This is a genomic window from Streptomyces sp. NBC_00872 (assembly GCF_045161915.1).
Lineage (GTDB): Bacteria > Actinomycetota > Actinomycetes > Streptomycetales > Streptomycetaceae > Streptomyces.
Window position 1 is genome coordinate 2,569,828 of the sequence record NZ_CP108806.1, and the last position, 14,831, is coordinate 2,584,658.

The window sequence follows — 14,831 nt, forward strand, 5'->3', positions numbered from 1 at the left end:
CGAGTGCGGGGGACGTCTGTCTGGGGCCGGAATGCAGGTGAGCGTAGCGTGAGTGAGGCGTCGCTCCACGCGTACGACCGGCGACCGCGCCCGCTCCGGTGGACGCCTTCGACCACACCTTCGATCCACGGCCGACACCGCTCGCGCCGGTCTGTCAGGCATCGCTGATGGAGTCGCGGAGATCATCGCTCTCACCCTTTCACCCGAATGCCCCAGGTCAAGTAACGCCTCGCCGCGCGGTGGCCGTCGGAGTCGCCCGGCGGGCCAGCCGCCAGCCGTCTCCGTGCCGCTCGGCGAATCCCAGGGAGTGGAGTTCGTACAACCTGCCGAGCGCCTCGTCCGGGGTCGTCCCGGCGCTCCGTGCGATCTCCCGCCCCGCGGCGGTGCCCCGGGCCGGCAGCGCCTCCAGGACTCGTGCGCTGACGGGATCGAGCAGATCCCTGGGGAGTACGGGGCCTCGGCGCGGCGGCGCCAGCTCGCCCATGTCACCGACCAGCTCGGCCACCTCAGCGGCGTCCGTGACCAGCACTCCCTCGCCGCGCAGCAGCTCGTGCACACCGGCCGAGAGTCCGCTGGTGACCGGCCCGGGTACACCCATCGTGAAGCGGCCGAGCCGCTGTGCGTCGCGCGCGGTGACCAGCGATCCGCTGCGGTACTGCGCCTCCACCACGACCGTGCCCCGGGTCAGCGCGGCGATCACCCGGTTGCGCAGAACGAATCTGCTGCGGGTGGGATGGGCGCCCGGCGCCAGCTCCGCCACGACCAGGCCCTGTTCGACAATGCGCCCGATCAATTCGGTGTGACCACGCGGATAGACCACATCGACCCCGCAGGCCAGCACGGCCACGGTCGCCCCGCCGGCCGCGAGCGCGCCCCGGTGTGCCGCGCCGTCCACGCCGAACGCGGCGCCCGATGTCACCACCCAGCCGCGCTCGGCGAGACCCGAGCCGAGGCTCGCGGCCATATGTGCCCCATATGAGGTACACGCCCGAGCGCCCACCACGGCGACGGAGCGCAGTGACCAGATCCGCAGGTCCGGGTGGCCCCGCACCCAGAGCCCGATGGGCCTGGCCTCCCCGAGGTCGTCGAGCTGGCTGGGCCACTCGGTGTCACCCGGGCAGACGAACCGCCCGCCGAGTGCGGTGACCGCCGCCAGATCCCGCTCGGGCCTGGCCGCCTCGGCCCGTGACCGATAGCCGTCGAGCCGCTGTTCCCCGACCCCGGTGAGCCGGCCCCGCCCGGCGTCCGGCGAGGTCAGCAGCGCCAGCACCCCGGCGGCCCCGAACTGGCGCAGCCACCGTCCGCCGTGCTCGTCCCCGGGCTCCAGCACCCGGGTGAGCGCCGCTCGCGCCAGCCGCTCCCCCGGGTCGGCCCCCGGGGTCATGACCGTCCTCCGGCCGCGACCGCCGTGCCCCGTGCGATACCGGTACGCAGCTCCAGCGCGAGGGCGACATCGTGTGCCTGCGGCCTGTCGTGTCCGGCGAGATCCGCGACCGTCCAGGCCACCCGCAGCACCCGGTCAAGACCGCGCGCGGTGAGCAGTCCCCGCTCCAGGTCGCGTTCGGCGGCCACCAGCGCGCCGGGGGCGACCGGCCAGCGGGTGCGCAGCTCATGGCCGGGCACCTCGCTGTTGACCGACCACGGGGTGCCGTCCAGCCGGGCCGCCGACCGGGCCCTGGCGTCCCGCACCCGTGCGGCGACCGCCGCCGTGGGCTCGCCCCTGCCGCCCTGTCCCATCAGATCCTCGCGGTGGACGGGCTGGACATCGACCCGCAGATCGACCCGGTCGAGCAGCGGCCCGGACAGCCGCGACTGATAGCGGCGGATCACCGAGGGCGGGCACTCGCACCCGGAGCCGTGCAGGGTGTGCCGCCCGCACGGACAGGGATTGGCCGCGAGGACCATCAGAAAGCGGGCCGGGAGCCGCACCACTCCCGCGCTGCGCGCCACCACCACATGCCCCGACTCCAGCGGCTGCCGCAGCGCGTCCAGCGCGCGCCCGGAGAACTCGGGCGCCTCGTCCAGAAAGAGCACGCCCCGGTGCGCCAGCGACACGGCGCCCGGTCTGGGCAGTCCGTTCCCACCGCCGACCAGGGACTGCATGGTGGCCGAGTGGTGGGGCGCGCAGTAGGGCACCGTACGGACCAGCGGCTCGCCGGGCGGCAGAATGCCCGCCACCGAGTGCACCGCGGTGACTTCCAGCGACTCCCGTGCGGTCAGCGGTGGCAGGATCCCGGGCAGCCGCTCGGCCAGCATCGTCTTGCCCGCCCCGGGCGGGCCCTGGAGCAGCAGATGGTGTCCGCCCGCCGCGGCCACTTCCAGCGCCTTGCGCACCGGCGTCTGACCGGCCACATCGGCCAGGTCCGGACGGTGGCCCCCGTGCTCCCCGACCCCTGTCGCCAGACCGGTGCCGACCCCCGCGCCCGGCACCATCAGCCCCGCCGTCATCGCGGCCGGACGCCCCGCCACGGTGTCCCGCGGCTCCTCGGGCACCGGCTCGTCGGTGAGCACGGCGATGAGCTGCCGCAGGCTCCGTACCCCGAGGACCGAGACCCCGGGCACCAGGGACGCCTCACCGGCGGTCTGCTCGGGGACGACCACCTGGCGATAGCCTGCCTCGGCCGCCGCGAGCACCGCGGGCAGCACCCCGCGCACCGGTCTGACCCTCCCGTCGAGACCCAGCTCCCCGATCAGCACCAGATCGGCGATGGCGCCGGCGTCGACGCGCTCGGCGGCGCCGAGCACCGCCGCGGCGACCGCGAGATCGAATCCGCTGCCGCCCTTGGGCACGGAGGCGGGGCTCAGCCCCACCGTGAGCTTCTTCTGCGGCCACTCGGCGCCGGAGTTCACCACCGCCGCCCTGACCCGGTCCCGGCTCTCCACCAGGCTCTTGTCCGGCAGTCCGACCAGGGTGAACGCGGCCACGCCCGGCTCCAGATCCGCCTGGACCTCGACCACCACGCCCTCGACACCCACCAGCGCCACCGAGCACGCCCGCGCGAACCCCATCAGGCCACCCCCCGCGCGTGCTCGATCTCGGGCGCGCCCCGCCGGGGCAGCACCACTCCGATCAGATCGATCCGCACCCCACCGGGCGGCGGGCCGCCGCACCGCTCCAGCCAGCAGGCGGCGAGCCGTCTCAGCCGGTCCGCCTTCTCCTGGGTCACCGCGGCCATCGGATGTTCGAACGAGCCGGCCCTGCGGGTCTTCACCTCGCAGACGACCAGCACATCACTTCCCCGGGCATCGCTGTCCCGGGCCACGATGTCGATCTCGCCCGTCCTGCCGCACCGCCAGTTGCGGGCCAGCAGGGTCATTCCCGCCTCGGCCAGCCGGCGGGCCGCCAGCTCCTCGCCGTACCGTCCCAGTGCCCTCGTCGCGTTCATCCGGCACCACCTCCGGCACCGACTCTGACGCGACCTCCCGCAACGAGTGGATCTTGGTGGACAACTCACCCGTTGTGGATAACTCGGTCACCCTTCGCGAGGCGGCTCCGTCGTCTCGCGAAGCGGCTCCGTCGTTCTCGCGAGGCGGGCGCAACGGCCCAGCTCACGCCCGGCTCAGGCCCCGCTCATGCCCTTCAGCCGCCGGGCAGTTCGAGGTCGCTCTTGTTCAGCTCCTCGATGTTCACGTCCTTGAAAGTGAGGACACGCACCTGCTTGACGAACCTGGCCGGTCTGTACATGTCCCAGACCCACGCGTCCGCCATCGTGACCTCGAAGAAGACCTCACCCTGCACCGAGTGCACCTGCATCTCGTAGTCATTGGTGAGATAGAAACGACGCTCGGTCTCGATCACGTATTTGAACAGACCGACGACATCGCGGTACTCCCGGTAGAGCTTCAGCTCCATCTCGGTCTCGTACTTCTCGAGGTCCTCGGCGCTCATGGCATGTTCCCCTTCAGCCGTACGTCCCCCCATTGTGCTCCGGAGTCACGCACCCTCAGACGATTTCGGGGGCGAGGACCACCGGCGAACCCGGAGGACCCTCGTCGAGCAGCGTACGCAGCAGCTCGGCGAGCCTGGTCGGGTACACCGTCTCACGCGCCGCCGAGAGTTCGGCGGAGGTCCACCACCTCAGCCCCGCGACGCTGCGCAGCTCCAGCTCCGTCAGCCCGTCCGGCGAGGTCTCGGTCTGCGCCGTACGTGCCAGGAAGTACCACTCGTCCTGATCCCAGCGTCGCCCGTCGAACGGAAAGGAGCACATCCGGCGCCAGAGCACGGGTCCCAGCTCCACCTCTGTGATCCCCGTCTCCTCCGCCAACTCGCGCAGCGCGGCCGCCTCCCGGGTCTCGTCCCCCTCCAGACCGCCGCCGGGCGTGAACCACCAGTCCGTGTCCGGGTCGTCCGGCTCGAATCCGTGCAGCAGCAGAATCCGGTCCTGGGGGTCCAGCAGCACCACCCGGGCGACCTTCCTGAACGCCCCGGGCCGGCCCTGCTCGCCCTGCTCGCCCTGCTCTCCCCGTGCTGCCCCCGCCTCGCCCTCAGCGGACACCGGCGGACCCCCCTTCCCCGGCTCCCCGGGTCCGTCGCGGGCGCGACAGCAAGCGCGCGAGAGGTCCGTACGCCGCACCGCCCAGGATCAGTACCGCCCCGCCCACGATCGCCGCGGCCACCAGCCGCACCGGTCCCGCCCCGGACACCCCGCCCGGCAGCGCCGCGAAGCCCTCCGGCCGGGCGATCAGACGGCCGAGCGGCCAGACCACGGCGTCGACCCGCGCGTCCACGGAGGAGAGCGGTACGGAGCCCTGCCCCGGGTCCTGGAGATGGACGCGGGAGTCCAGCGAGCCCCCGCGCTCGTCCCCGAGCAGAAAAAGCTGCCCCGCGGGCACCTTCGCATCGAATTCGGTGGTGGACGCGAGCCCGTCGATCACCCCGCGGACATACGGCTCCTGAACCGGAACGCCGTTCACGGTCATCCGGCCGTCCTTGTCACAGCAGGCGACCTTGTCACCGCCGACCCCGACCACCCGCTTCACCATCGGCAGATCGCCCCAGTCCGCGTCGGTGAAGACCACCACGTCCCCGCGCCGTACCTCGTCGCCGGATATCCGCTGGGCGAGCACGCGGTCCCCCGCCCGCACGGTCGGGTTCATCGAGTTCGTGGGAACGGTGTACGGCAGATACTCCACGGCTCCCCAAGCGAAGCCGCCGAGGAAGAGCACACAGCCGACGGCCACGGCCAGCCCCGACAGCACACTGCCGAGGCGGCCGTGGCCGTCTCTTGTGACTCGCGCTTCCGTACGCCCCGCTTCCGTGGCTTCGGTACGTCCGCTCATCCCAGCACTCCCCCCGTTCCCGAGACCGACGATCCGGGACGGCACCCTACCCGGCGGTACCGCCGGAGGTCAGCCTCCTCCTGCGCCAGAGCACGAGAGGCACCGCCCCGGCGAGACCCAGCGCCCCCGGGGCAGCCGTCGAGGCCGCCGCCACAGCGGTGCCGAGGTCGGACTGGTCGAAGGTGTCGGGCACCGGCAGGAAGGACCAGCGGTTGACCGGCCAGGCGACGACGAAGGCGCGGCCGACGACCTCCTTCGTGGAGACCGTGCCACGGCCCGGCAGCTCCTGGTGGTACCGGGAGTCCAGCGAGTTCTGCCGGTGGTCGCCCATCACCCAGATCCGGCCCTCGGGTACCTTGATCGGCCCGAACGGCTCGTCGTCACAGGGAGTGTTGCCGGGGTAGATGTACGCGTCCTCGTTCAGCGGGTGCCCATTGACCTCGACCTTGCCGCCCTTCTCGCACGCCACCGTGTCCCCGCCGACCGCGATGACCCGCTTGATCAGGTCCTTCTCCTCGGCGGACGGCATCAGCCCGATAAAGCTCAGGAACTTCTGCACCACATTCGGGTCGGGCGTGGGGGTGCCCTCCAGCCAGCCGCCCGGGTCGTGGAAGACCACGACCTCGCCGCGCTCGGGCTCGGAGCCGAACCAGGGGGTGAGCTTGTCCACCAGGACGCGGTCACCGCGCTGGAGGGTGTCCTGCATCGAGTCCGAGGGAATCGAGAACGCCTGCACCAGGAACGTCTTGATCAGAAGCGCCAGCAGCAGCGCGATACCGATCAGCAGGGGCAGTTCCTTCCAGAAGGAACGCTGCTTGCGCATGTCCGTGGATCCGCCGTCCTCGGCTTCGGATCCGTCACCGCCCCGACCGTCGTTCCGCTGTTCCGTCGCGTCCGTCACATTCTCGGGCGACTCGGCGAGCTGCTCGTGTCCCTCCTCGGGATCATCGTGTCCGGATCGTGCGCCGACCGCCACATCCCCCACATCCACTCCTCACTCCGTGCGAGCGCTCCGCGCGATTACGCGGTGCCATCGCCTGCCGCCGATACGGGACAGGCCCACCACTCCCATAACGAGCGGGAGTTCCGCAGGGCTCGGGAGCCGGATCAATCCGTTGAGATCCTGGGAGGACACACTATTCGACGCGCCCCGCGCCGTCGTCGGCGCGGCTCGCGCGTCCGGGGCCGAAGCCTCCGGAGTCGAGGCGTCCGGCACCGAAGCGTACGTCTCCCGCTCCTCCAGCCCGCGCCAGTGGTCGAACGGCCAGGCGATGACGACGGCCCGGCCCACCACCTCGTCCTCCGAGACCGTGCCGCGGAAACCCTCGTCGAGGTGGAAGCGCGAGTCGGCCGAATTGGACCGGTGGTCACCCATCACGAAGACACGCCCCGCCGGCACCCTGACCTCGAAGGGCAGCTCCGAGGGCACATCGCCCGGGGACAGATACGGCTCGTCCAGAGGCACACCGTTGACGGAGACCTTCCCGTCCTCGCCGCAGCACTTCACGGTGTCGCCGCCCACCGCCACGACCCGCTTGATCAGATCCTGCTCGTCGGCGGACGGCAGCAGTCCGATGAAGGTCAGCGCCTGCTTGACCTGTTTGACGACGACCGGGGAGTCGTCCGGCGGGGGCTTCTCGTCCTGGAGCCAGCCGCCGGGGTCCTTGAAGACCACGACATCGCCCCGCTCGGGTCGGGAGCCGAACCAGGGTGTGAGTTTGTCCACCAGGACCCGGTCACTGATCCTGATCGTCTGCTCCATGGATCCGGAGGGGATCACGAAGGCCTGCACCAGGAAGGTCTTGAGGACGAGCGCGATCAGCAGCGCCACGGTGATCAGGATCGGTATCTCGGCGACGGCGGACCTGCGGCGCCGCCGCTTGACCCTTCGGGCGAGCTTGCGCCGCTCGGCGCGGCCCGGCAGCGCCCGCCCCGTGGTGGGCCGTGAGCCCGTCGGGAGCCTGGTGTCGGCTCCATGGGCCGCCGGCCGTCCGCGCTTACCCATGGGCCCCGTCCGGGCTCCGTACACCCCGGAACGCGCCGGTCGGGTCCAGCCCCGACCAGCGGACCGGCGGCCAGCCGATCCAGTCCGCCCGGCCGATGACCCTGTCGACGGGCACCATGCCGCCGCCCGGCTCGCCGAGATGGTCCCGGGAGTCGCGTGAATCGCTCCGGTGGTCGCCCATGACCCACAGGGTGCCCGGCGGTACGACGATGTCGAAGGGGACCTGGGAAGGCGCGTCCCCGGGGTGGAGATACCGCTCGTCCACCGCCCGGCCGTTCACCTGGACCCTGCCCCCCTTGTCGCAGCAGACCACCCGGTCGCCCCCGACCCCGATCACGCGCTTGACGAAATCGGTCTCGGCGGGCTCGGCGAGCCCCAGGGCCGCGGCGGCCCCGTGCAGCAGCCCGGTGACGGGGTTCTCCCGAGGAGGCTCCTGGACGAAGGATCCGGTGCCGTCGAAGACGACCACGTCACCACGCTCCGGCTCGGCGTCGAAACGGTACGCCAGCTTGTTGACCAGCACCCGGTCCCCCACCTGGAGGGTGGGCTCCATCGAGCCACTGGGAATCTGGAAGGGCTGCACCACGAATGCGCTGAAGAGCAGCACGGCGACCGCGCAGCCGACACCGAGCAGTCCCGCTCTGCCCAAGGAGAGCCTGCCCAGCGAGAGCGGAGAACGCGCGGAGCGCGACCGCTCTTCCGTCCCTGTGGGGTTCGTCCCACTGAGGAATTCGGAAGAGCGGTCGCGCTCCGTGTGCTCCGCTTCGGTGTCCATCGGGGCCAGAGCTTATCCGGCCCTCCTATGGACCCGGGTGCGACGTGACGAACGCCCGCCCGGTCGGCGCGACTCAGTTGTCGCGCTTCTCCTTGATCTTGGCGGCCTTGCCGCGCAGCTCACGCAGGTAGTAGAGCTTGGCGCGACGGACGTCACCACGGCTCACCAGCTCGATCTTCTCGAAGATCGGGCTGTGGACCGGGAAGGTGCGCTCGACACCGACGGAGAAGGAGACCTTGCGGACCGTGAAGGTCTCGCGGACGCCCGAGCCCTGACGGCGGATGACCACGCCCTTGAACTGCTGGATACGGGAGCGGTTGCCCTCGATGACCCGTACGTGCACGTTCACCGTGTCACCGGGGCGGAAGGCGGGGAGGTCGCTGCGGAGCGACGAGGCGTCGACTGTGTCGAGCAGGCTGGACATGTGGATCTGCTTCCTCGCTGATGCCACAGGTCATCAGCGGATGTCGAGAGGAGAGTTCGGGGGTGCCGTTCGCGTCGGGCGGGCGTCGTTCCCCCTGTGGCAGGGGCGCACACCGGACGTACGGCAGCGGCCTATTCTTCCATGTCATCCGGCCTGCGCCAAAATCGGCCGCCGGGCTCCGGCGACCAGCCCAGGATCGAGAGTGTCTCGCGGTCCTTCTTGTCGAAGGCCACGGGGTCGCAGCGCTCGATCAGATCGGGCCGGTTGAGCGCCGTACGGCGGAACGCCTCGTCCCGGCGCCAGCGCGCGATCCTGCCGTGGTGGCCGCTGAGCAGGACGTCCGGAATCCCGCGCCCGCGCCACTCGGGCGGCTTGGTGTAGACGGGGCCTTCCAGCAGGTTGGCCATCTCTCCGGGGGCGAAGGAGTCGTCGCGGTGCGACTCGGCGTTGCCGAGGACACCGGGCAGCAGCCGGGCGACGGCCTCGGTGATGACCAGTACGGCCGCCTCGCCGCCGGCCAGCACATAGTCACCGATGGACACCTCGACGACCGGTATCCGGGTCGCGTACTCGTCCATGACCCGGCGGTCGATGCCCTCGTACCGCGCGGGCGCGAAGAGCAGCCAGGGCCGCTCGGACAGTTCGACGGCCACTTCCTGGGTGAAGGGGCGTCCGCTGGGGGTGGGGACGACCAGGACCGGTCCGCGCGCCCCGGTCTCGTAGCCGCTCGCCAGGATGTCGTCCAGGGCCTCGCCCCAGGGCTCGGTCTTCATGACCATGCCCGGACCGCCGCCGTAGGGGGTGTCGTCGACCGTGTTGTGCCGGTCGTACGTCCACTCCCGCAGGTCGTGCACATGGACGTCGAGCCGGCCGCGCGCACGGGCCTTGCCGACCAGCGAGACGTTCAGCGGCTCCAGGTACTCCGGGAAGATCGTGACGACGTCGAGCCGCATCAGCCGCCGTCCCCACCGGACGCGCTCCTGCCGTCGGTGTCGCTCGCCGAGTCGCTCGCCGAGTCGCTCCGGCCGCCGGCGACTTCCGCCTGGTCGTCGATCAGGCCGGGAGGCGGGTCGATGACGGCCCGCTGTTCCTCCAGATCGATCTCCGTGACGATCTCCTCGACGAACGGGATCATCACCTCGCTGCCGTCGGGCCGCTCCACGATGAACAGGTCCTGCGAGGGCAGATGGGAGATCTCGGTGATCCTGCCGATCTCCGTACCGTCGGCCAGGACGACATCCAGATCCATGAGCTGATGGTCGTAGAACTCCTCCGGGTCCTCGGGGAGTTCCTCCGGATCCACCTCGGCGATCAGCAGGACGTTGCGCAGCGCCTCGGCGCCCGTACGGTCCCGTACGCCCTCGAAGCGCAGCAGCAGTCTGCCGCTGTGCACCCGGCCCTCCCCGATCGTCAGCGGTCCGGCCGAGGCCGGGTCCGTGGCGAGTACGGCGCCGGGGCCGAGCCGCAGTTCCGGCTCGTCCGTACGCACCTCTACGGTGACCTCACCCTTGATCCCATGGGCGCGGCCCACCCGCCCGACCACCAACTGCACTACAGGCACCTTCTTTTCCGGCAGAACGGCAATTCACAACGACGACGGACGACGACAGACGACAACAGGCGGCGGCAACACGGTGGCGGAAAGCAGCGAAGGCCGGAGAAGGCGGTGGCCCTCCCCGGCCCGTGCCGGTGTTCCAGCTCTGTCAGCGAACCTGGTCCACATCGACGAGGTCGACACGGATGCCGCGGCCGCCGATGGCGCCCACGACGGTCCGCAGAGCACGCGCGGTGCGGCCGTTGCGGCCGATCACCTTGCCGAGGTCGTCGGGGTGGACCCGGACCTCCAGCACACGGCCACGGCGCAGGTTGCGCGAGGCGACCTGCACGTCCTCCGGATTGTCGACGATGCCCTTCACGAGGTGCTCGAGAGCCTCCTCGAGCATGCTCAGGCCTCGGTCGACTCGGCGGCGGCCGAGGACTCGGCTTCGTCGGCCTTCTTGTCGGACTTCTTGGCCTTCTGGGTGATGGCCTCGCCCTTGGGCTCGTCGCCGGCGTCCTTGGCGGCGGCCTCGAAGAGGGCGCGCTTGTCGGCCTTCGGCTCCGGCTGGAGCAGCGGCGCGGGGGCCGGGAGGCCCTTGTGCGCCTGCCAGTCACCGGTGAGCTTGAGGATCGCGAGAACCGGCTCGGTCGGCTGGGCGCCGACGGACAGCCAGTAACGCGCGCGCTCCGAGTCGACCTCGATGCGCGAGGGGTTCTGCACCGGGTGGTACAGACCGATCTCCTCGATGGCCCGGCCGTCGCGGCGGGTGCGGGAGTCGGCGACGATGATGCGGTAGTGAGGCGAACGGATCTTGCCCAGACGCTTCAGCTTGATCTTGACTGCCACTGGTGTGGTGTCTCCTGGTCTTGACGTGGTTGGGCGCAACGGGATGCCGCGTGGGGTTGCGGTACCCGATCCGCCCGATGGACGCGTCAGCCGGAGGAGAGAGGGGTCCTGTGCGACTGTCGAGTACAGCTCGCCATTCTGCCACACCCCCGAACCGGGACGTGCCCCCCCGTCGGCGGCCCGCTGTCCCGCCCCGGGTCCCGCCCCGGTGGCGGGTGATCAGCTCGCGGCTCCCACCACTTCCGGAATACGGAAGGGCTTCCCGCAGCCGCCGCAGACGATCGGCGCCTGGGCGAGGACCGAGGGAACGACCCGGACGTTCCGCCCGCAGTCGCAGACCGCCTTGACGCGTACGCCGCCGCCGGACGAGCCGTGCCGGGCGGCCGGACCGCGGAAACTGCGCTTGGTGTCGGCGGCCGTCGCGACCGTGTGCGCCTTCAGCGCGCGCTGGAGGCGCTCGATGGTGGGGCGATATCGGCGCTTGGCCTCGGGACTGAGCGAGACCAGGGAGAAACCGCTGCTGGGATGCGGCTCCTCGGGATGGTCGAGGCCCATCTCCTCGGCGATGGCCAGGAATCGGCGGTTGTGATAGCGGCCCGCGCGCGAGGTGTCGCGGACACCTCTGGCCGCGGCGATGCCATGGACCGCTTCATGAAGCAGTCGTTCGAAGGAGAGCTCCGCGCCGCAGGCGGACGAGGACTCTCCGATCAGGGACTCTGGCGCGGCAAGATCCGGCAGCTCGGGGTGGGACCTCTGAATGTCGGCCCACGCCTGCGCCAGCTCTGCGGCGAGAACAGGTGGTGTCGTGCTCACGTCGTGAACAACGAGCCTGGGCCCCCGTGGGTTCCATTACGGGGCATCCCAAATAATTTGCACGTACCCGTCAGTTGCCATTGATGCGTCCTGACGAGGGTAGGTGCGTCGATCTGCGGAGAAGCCTCACAGCTCGTCCCAAGGTGGTACGTAGCGCCGCGTACGCAGAGACGCGTAGACGATCTACGTCTGCCGGTCGTCTCCCCAGCTCACCGTGCGGGTGTGCGACGGGCGGGAGTACCGGGCCGGACGGGGCCGGAGCGGCGCCCCCGGCCGGTGGGCGTCAGCAGGCGCGGGCCACGACGGCGACAGTACCGGGGGTGTCGTCCGCCTCGGGCACCGGCCCGTCGGCGTACGAACGCCACGGTGCCGCCCGCCGGATCGCGCGGGGGAAACCGGTTGCCCGGGGCGTCGGAACTGGCGCTCTCGCCATGACAGGAATCGTACGGCGGCGGGGACGGGCGGCGGGATCGGGCCATGTGCGCGGGGGCGCACGCCCGGGGCATCCACGCTTTGCCCCTCACCCACTGGACGTGGGCACGGATCGGGAGTTCCCTGGCGTTCGGGGGTTTTACGCGCACGTATCGGGGGGGCTGCCCGACAGGGGCATCGAGGACCTCGGCGGATTGGGGCGCTATCCATGGCACGTACGCTCGGCCGGCATCAGCTTCCTCCTCATGCGGGCCCGCCCGCTCCGGGCACCGGGAACGGACCGATGGGCCCGACGGCGCGCGTGGACACACGGACGGGCGCGGGCGCGCGCGCCCGCGACTGGGCCGAGATCCAGGAACGGATGCTGGTACCCCTCTACGAAGCGGTGTACGAACGGCTGGAGGTCCGTACCGGGACACGGGTGCTCGGTCTGGGCTGCGGCTCGGGGCTCGCGCTGCTGCTCGCCGCCGCGCGGGGCGCGCGAGTGACGGGAGTCGACACCGACCAGGAGCGGCTGGCGCTGGCCCGTGAGCGACTGCTCGCCGACGGGGAGCGGGACGGTGAGGACCGGCCCGCCGGCACCGGAACGGTCCTGCCCGCGGACCGGATCACCGAAACCGCCGAGGTCACCGCGGAGCCCGGCCGGCCGCCGTACGACCTGATCACCGCCTTCCAGCCGATCGGCACCGTGGCGGGCGACGCGCAGGGGCTGGTGCCCGCCCTCGACTCGGCGATACCGCTGGTGGAACGGGGTGCTCCGGTGGTGCTGGCGGGCTGGGGTCCTCCGGAGCGCTGCGCCACATACGCCGTGCTGCGGTCCGCCGACGGGCCGGTCGGCGGGCTGCGCGAGGGCTCCCCGCGCCCGCCGCGGCGGGACGATCTGGAGGACGTGGCGGCGCGGGCCGGGCTGGAACCGGACGGCTCGGGGCGGGTGGCCTGCCCGTTCGGCTACGCGGACACGGAGAGCGCGGTCCGCGGACTGCTGTCGACCGGCGTGTTCGACGGGGCGGTCCTGGCGAAGGACCGGCAGCGGGTGGAGAAGGAGATCGGCGAGGCGCTCCAGCCGCATCTGCGGCGCGACGGCACGGTGTGGATGCCGAATGTCTTCCGCTATCTGATCGCCCGTACGCCCTGAGCACGTAATCCCTGAGCATGTACGCCCTGAGCCGCGACGATCCGGCGCGACGGGACGGCCGGCCGCCGCTTCGGCAACGGATCGGCACACACCCTTGCCACTATCCAGAATCCTGTTTACTGTCTCTTGCGTGACCGGCTTCGACGAACGTCTTCTGACCCGTAACGGCCTCGCGGCCCGGCAGCTCGCCGTTCTGCTGCTGAACCACGAGCCGGACACCCGGCTGCCGCGCGTCCGCGACTTCGCCGTGGAGCTGGGCGTCGGAAACGGAACCGTCCAGGCCGCGCTCCAGCTTCTGGAGAACGCCCAGGCCATCGAGACCACGGCCCGGGGCCATCTCGGCACCTTCCTCGTCCGCTCCGACCGCTCGATACTGTGGCGGCTCTCCGGGCTCGGAACCCTGCTCGCCGCGATGCCGCTGCCGTACTCCCGTCGTTACGAAGGACTGGCCACCGGGCTGCGCTCGGCCTTCGAGGCGGCGGGCGCCCCCTTCGCGATCACCTTCATGCGGGGCGCCGGTGCCCGTACCACCGCCCTGCTCGAAGGCAAGGTCGATCTCGTGGTGCTCTCGCGCTTCGCCGCCGACCGCCTGATCGAGGAGCACCCGGTCGAACTGGTCGCGGATCTCGGCCCGGCGACCTATGTGGGCGCGCACGGACTGCTGCTGCGGCACGGCACCACGCCCGGCACACCGGGGCTGCGCGTCGCCGTCGACCACGCCTCCGAGGACCAGCGCATGCTCGCGGAGCGGGCGTTCGCCGGGCGCGCGGACATCAAGTGGGTGGAGGCCTCGTACATGCAGCTCCGCGAGCTGTTCGAGCACGACCTGGCCGACGCGACCGTCTGGAACCTCGACGAGGTGCAGGGCCGGCTCGGTCCGGGCGTGGACGTCCTGCCGCTCGGCGACGAGGTCACCCGCGATCTGGCCCTGCGCAACTCCCGGGCGGCGATCATCGGCAGGACCGAGGGGGCGAAGGCCCTGGGTGCCGTACGGGACTCACTCGACCTGTCTGTCGTCACCACACTCCAGTCCGAGGTACTGAACGGTGAACGCACGCCCTCGTACTGACCCCCCTACCGACCGCCCTCGTACCGACCGCCGCCACGGGGAGACGCACAGTCCCCGGCGGCTCAAAATACAAAATCCTGGTTACTGTCCGATCGATCGCCGGAAGAACCCGGCCGGAGGGAAAGGAGCACCATGGACGACCAGCTCGCCCTGCGCATCACGCTGTTCCGCGAGAGCGGCCAGGTCAGGCCCGAGGTCGCCGCGTTCGTCGGGGACGAGCTGGACGCCCTGGCCGCCGAGGGCAACACCGTGACCGAGGACACGGCGGCCATGCTGACCAGCCATCTCATGATGGCGCTCAACCGGCTCCTCGACGGGGCGCCGATCGACGAGTTCCGTACCGACGAGCAGGTGGCGGCCGAACTCGTGGGACACCCCGACGCCGTGGCGCGGGCGCGCGCCGTCTCCGTACGGGCCCGGCGCGAACTGGGCGCCGCGCTCCCGGAGTCCGAGATCAACTTCCTGGCACTGCATCTCGCCGTACTCGGCCGGCACTCCGCCGGCTGAGACCG

General features: G+C 71.2%; 18 protein-coding genes and 1 pseudogene. 3 read left to right on the forward strand and 16 right to left on the reverse strand.

The features are described from left to right. Nucleotides 1-217 precede the first annotated feature (217 nt). From dprA to OG214_RS10940, 16 genes and pseudogenes are all read right to left on the reverse strand, one after another. Nucleotides 218-1,384, reverse strand: a complete 1,167-nt coding sequence (gene dprA / locus OG214_RS10865) for a DNA-processing protein DprA (protein ID WP_405984627.1) — start codon at nt 1,382-1,384, stop codon at nt 218-220. Beyond that, on the reverse strand, nt 1,381-3,009 hold the full coding sequence (locus OG214_RS10870; protein ID WP_363081477.1) for a YifB family Mg chelatase-like AAA ATPase: 1,629 nt from the start codon (nt 3,007-3,009) through the stop codon (nt 1,381-1,383). The genes dprA and OG214_RS10870 overlap by 4 nt, the downstream gene beginning before the upstream one ends. Then, a complete protein-coding gene (locus OG214_RS10875; RefSeq protein ID WP_363081476.1) occupies nt 3,009-3,386 on the reverse strand; it encodes a YraN family protein in 378 nt (125 codons plus the stop codon). The genes OG214_RS10870 and OG214_RS10875 overlap by 1 nt, the downstream gene beginning before the upstream one ends. A gap of 194 nt (nt 3,387-3,580) precedes the next feature. After that, nucleotides 3,581-3,889, reverse strand: a complete 309-nt coding sequence (locus OG214_RS10880) for a DUF2469 domain-containing protein (protein ID WP_014675276.1) — start codon at nt 3,887-3,889, stop codon at nt 3,581-3,583. Between the two features lie 55 nt (nt 3,890-3,944). Beyond that, entirely contained in the window at nt 3,945-4,496 is a 552-nt protein-coding gene (locus OG214_RS10885; protein WP_405984628.1) for an NUDIX hydrolase, read from the reverse strand. After that, nucleotides 4,486-5,280 carry a signal peptidase I gene (lepB, locus tag OG214_RS10890; protein ID WP_363081474.1) on the reverse strand — a complete coding sequence of 265 codons (795 nt, stop codon included), beginning with the start codon at nt 5,278-5,280 and terminating at the stop codon, nt 4,486-4,488. Before lepB (OG214_RS10890) ends, OG214_RS10885 begins: the two co-directional genes overlap by 11 nt. Nucleotides 5,281-5,326: 46 nt before the next feature. Next, nucleotides 5,327-6,256 (reverse strand): signal peptidase I, encoded by a 930-nt coding sequence (lepB, locus tag OG214_RS10895; RefSeq protein WP_363081480.1) that lies wholly within the window; start codon nt 6,254-6,256, stop codon nt 5,327-5,329. Then, nucleotides 6,228-7,285 (reverse strand): annotated as a pseudogene (gene lepB, locus OG214_RS10900) (signal peptidase I); the annotation flags it as partial. The gene lepB (OG214_RS10895) and the pseudogene lepB (OG214_RS10900), both read right to left, overlap by 29 nt. Beyond that, on the reverse strand, nt 7,278-8,060 hold the full coding sequence (gene lepB, locus OG214_RS10905; protein ID WP_405984629.1) for a signal peptidase I: 783 nt from the start codon (nt 8,058-8,060) through the stop codon (nt 7,278-7,280). The pseudogene lepB (OG214_RS10900) and the gene lepB (OG214_RS10905), both read right to left, overlap by 8 nt. 73 nt (nt 8,061-8,133) lie before the next feature. Beyond that, nucleotides 8,134-8,484, reverse strand: coding sequence for a 50S ribosomal protein L19 (gene rplS, locus OG214_RS10910; RefSeq protein ID WP_066950731.1), 351 nt, complete (start codon nt 8,482-8,484; stop codon nt 8,134-8,136). Between the two features lie 131 nt (nt 8,485-8,615). After that, entirely contained in the window at nt 8,616-9,437 is an 822-nt protein-coding gene (gene trmD, locus OG214_RS10915; protein WP_363081472.1) for a tRNA (guanosine(37)-N1)-methyltransferase TrmD, read from the reverse strand. Continuing rightward, complete coding sequence (rimM, locus tag OG214_RS10920; RefSeq protein WP_405984630.1) at nt 9,437-10,036, reverse strand: ribosome maturation factor RimM; 600 nt, start codon at nt 10,034-10,036, stop codon at nt 9,437-9,439. The genes trmD and rimM overlap by 1 nt, the downstream gene beginning before the upstream one ends. 151 nt (nt 10,037-10,187) lie before the next feature. Beyond that, nucleotides 10,188-10,427 (reverse strand): RNA-binding protein, encoded by a 240-nt coding sequence (locus OG214_RS10925; RefSeq protein WP_017947632.1) that lies wholly within the window; start codon nt 10,425-10,427, stop codon nt 10,188-10,190. 2 nt (nt 10,428-10,429) lie between these two features. Continuing rightward, nucleotides 10,430-10,870, reverse strand: coding sequence for a 30S ribosomal protein S16 (gene rpsP, locus OG214_RS10930; RefSeq protein WP_066950739.1), 441 nt, complete (start codon nt 10,868-10,870; stop codon nt 10,430-10,432). A gap of 219 nt (nt 10,871-11,089) precedes the next feature. Next, entirely contained in the window at nt 11,090-11,683 is a 594-nt protein-coding gene (locus OG214_RS10935) for a hypothetical protein (protein WP_066950741.1), read from the reverse strand. A gap of 283 nt (nt 11,684-11,966) precedes the next feature. Beyond that, nucleotides 11,967-12,116, reverse strand: a complete 150-nt coding sequence (locus tag OG214_RS10940) for a hypothetical protein (RefSeq protein ID WP_405984631.1) — start codon at nt 12,114-12,116, stop codon at nt 11,967-11,969. A gap of 282 nt (nt 12,117-12,398) precedes the next feature. On the opposite strand from OG214_RS10940, the gene OG214_RS10945 reads away from it, so the two are divergent. The 3 genes from OG214_RS10945 to OG214_RS10955 all read left to right on the forward strand — a co-directional run bounded on the left by OG214_RS10945 (nt 12,399) and on the right by OG214_RS10955 (nt 14,826). Further along, nucleotides 12,399-13,250, forward strand: coding sequence for a methyltransferase domain-containing protein (locus tag OG214_RS10945; protein WP_405984632.1), 852 nt, complete (start codon nt 12,399-12,401; stop codon nt 13,248-13,250). A gap of 130 nt (nt 13,251-13,380) precedes the next feature. Further along, entirely contained in the window at nt 13,381-14,319 is a 939-nt protein-coding gene (gene yhfZ, locus OG214_RS10950; RefSeq protein WP_405984633.1) for a GntR family transcriptional regulator YhfZ, read from the forward strand. 132 nt (nt 14,320-14,451) lie between these two features. After that, the gene (locus tag OG214_RS10955) at nt 14,452-14,826 is read left to right on the forward strand and encodes a PRD domain-containing protein (RefSeq protein ID WP_363081467.1); all 375 of its coding nucleotides are present in this window, start codon (nt 14,452-14,454) and stop codon (nt 14,824-14,826) included. The last annotated feature ends 5 nt before the right edge of the window (nt 14,827-14,831 follow it).

What these genes read in the sequence shown, in the direction of transcription:
- dprA (WP_405984627.1), bottom strand. Translation starts at nt 1,384, where the DNA reads ATGACCCCGGGGGCCGACCCGGGGGAGCGGCTGGCGCGAGCGGCGCTC.
- OG214_RS10870 (WP_363081477.1), bottom strand. Translation starts at nt 3,009, where the DNA reads ATGGGGTTCGCGCGGGCGTGCTCGGTGGCGCTGGTGGGTGTCGAGGGC.
- OG214_RS10875 (WP_363081476.1), bottom strand. Translation starts at nt 3,386, where the DNA reads ATGAACGCGACGAGGGCACTGGGACGGTACGGCGAGGAGCTGGCGGCC.
- OG214_RS10880 (WP_014675276.1), bottom strand. Translation starts at nt 3,889, where the DNA reads ATGAGCGCCGAGGACCTCGAGAAGTACGAGACCGAGATGGAGCTGAAG.
- lepB (WP_363081474.1), bottom strand. Translation starts at nt 5,280, where the DNA reads ATGAGCGGACGTACCGAAGCCACGGAAGCGGGGCGTACGGAAGCGCGA.
- lepB (WP_405984629.1), bottom strand. Translation starts at nt 8,060, where the DNA reads ATGGACACCGAAGCGGAGCACACGGAGCGCGACCGCTCTTCCGAATTC.
- rplS (WP_066950731.1), bottom strand. Translation starts at nt 8,484, where the DNA reads ATGTCCAGCCTGCTCGACACAGTCGACGCCTCGTCGCTCCGCAGCGAC.
- trmD (WP_363081472.1), bottom strand. Translation starts at nt 9,437, where the DNA reads ATGCGGCTCGACGTCGTCACGATCTTCCCGGAGTACCTGGAGCCGCTG.
- OG214_RS10925 (WP_017947632.1), bottom strand. Translation starts at nt 10,427, where the DNA reads ATGCTCGAGGAGGCTCTCGAGCACCTCGTGAAGGGCATCGTCGACAAT.
- OG214_RS10940 (WP_405984631.1), bottom strand. Translation starts at nt 12,116, where the DNA reads ATGGCGAGAGCGCCAGTTCCGACGCCCCGGGCAACCGGTTTCCCCCGC.
- OG214_RS10945 (WP_405984632.1), top strand. Translation starts at nt 12,399, where the DNA reads ATGGGCCCGACGGCGCGCGTGGACACACGGACGGGCGCGGGCGCGCGC.
- OG214_RS10955 (WP_363081467.1), top strand. Translation starts at nt 14,452, where the DNA reads ATGGACGACCAGCTCGCCCTGCGCATCACGCTGTTCCGCGAGAGCGGC.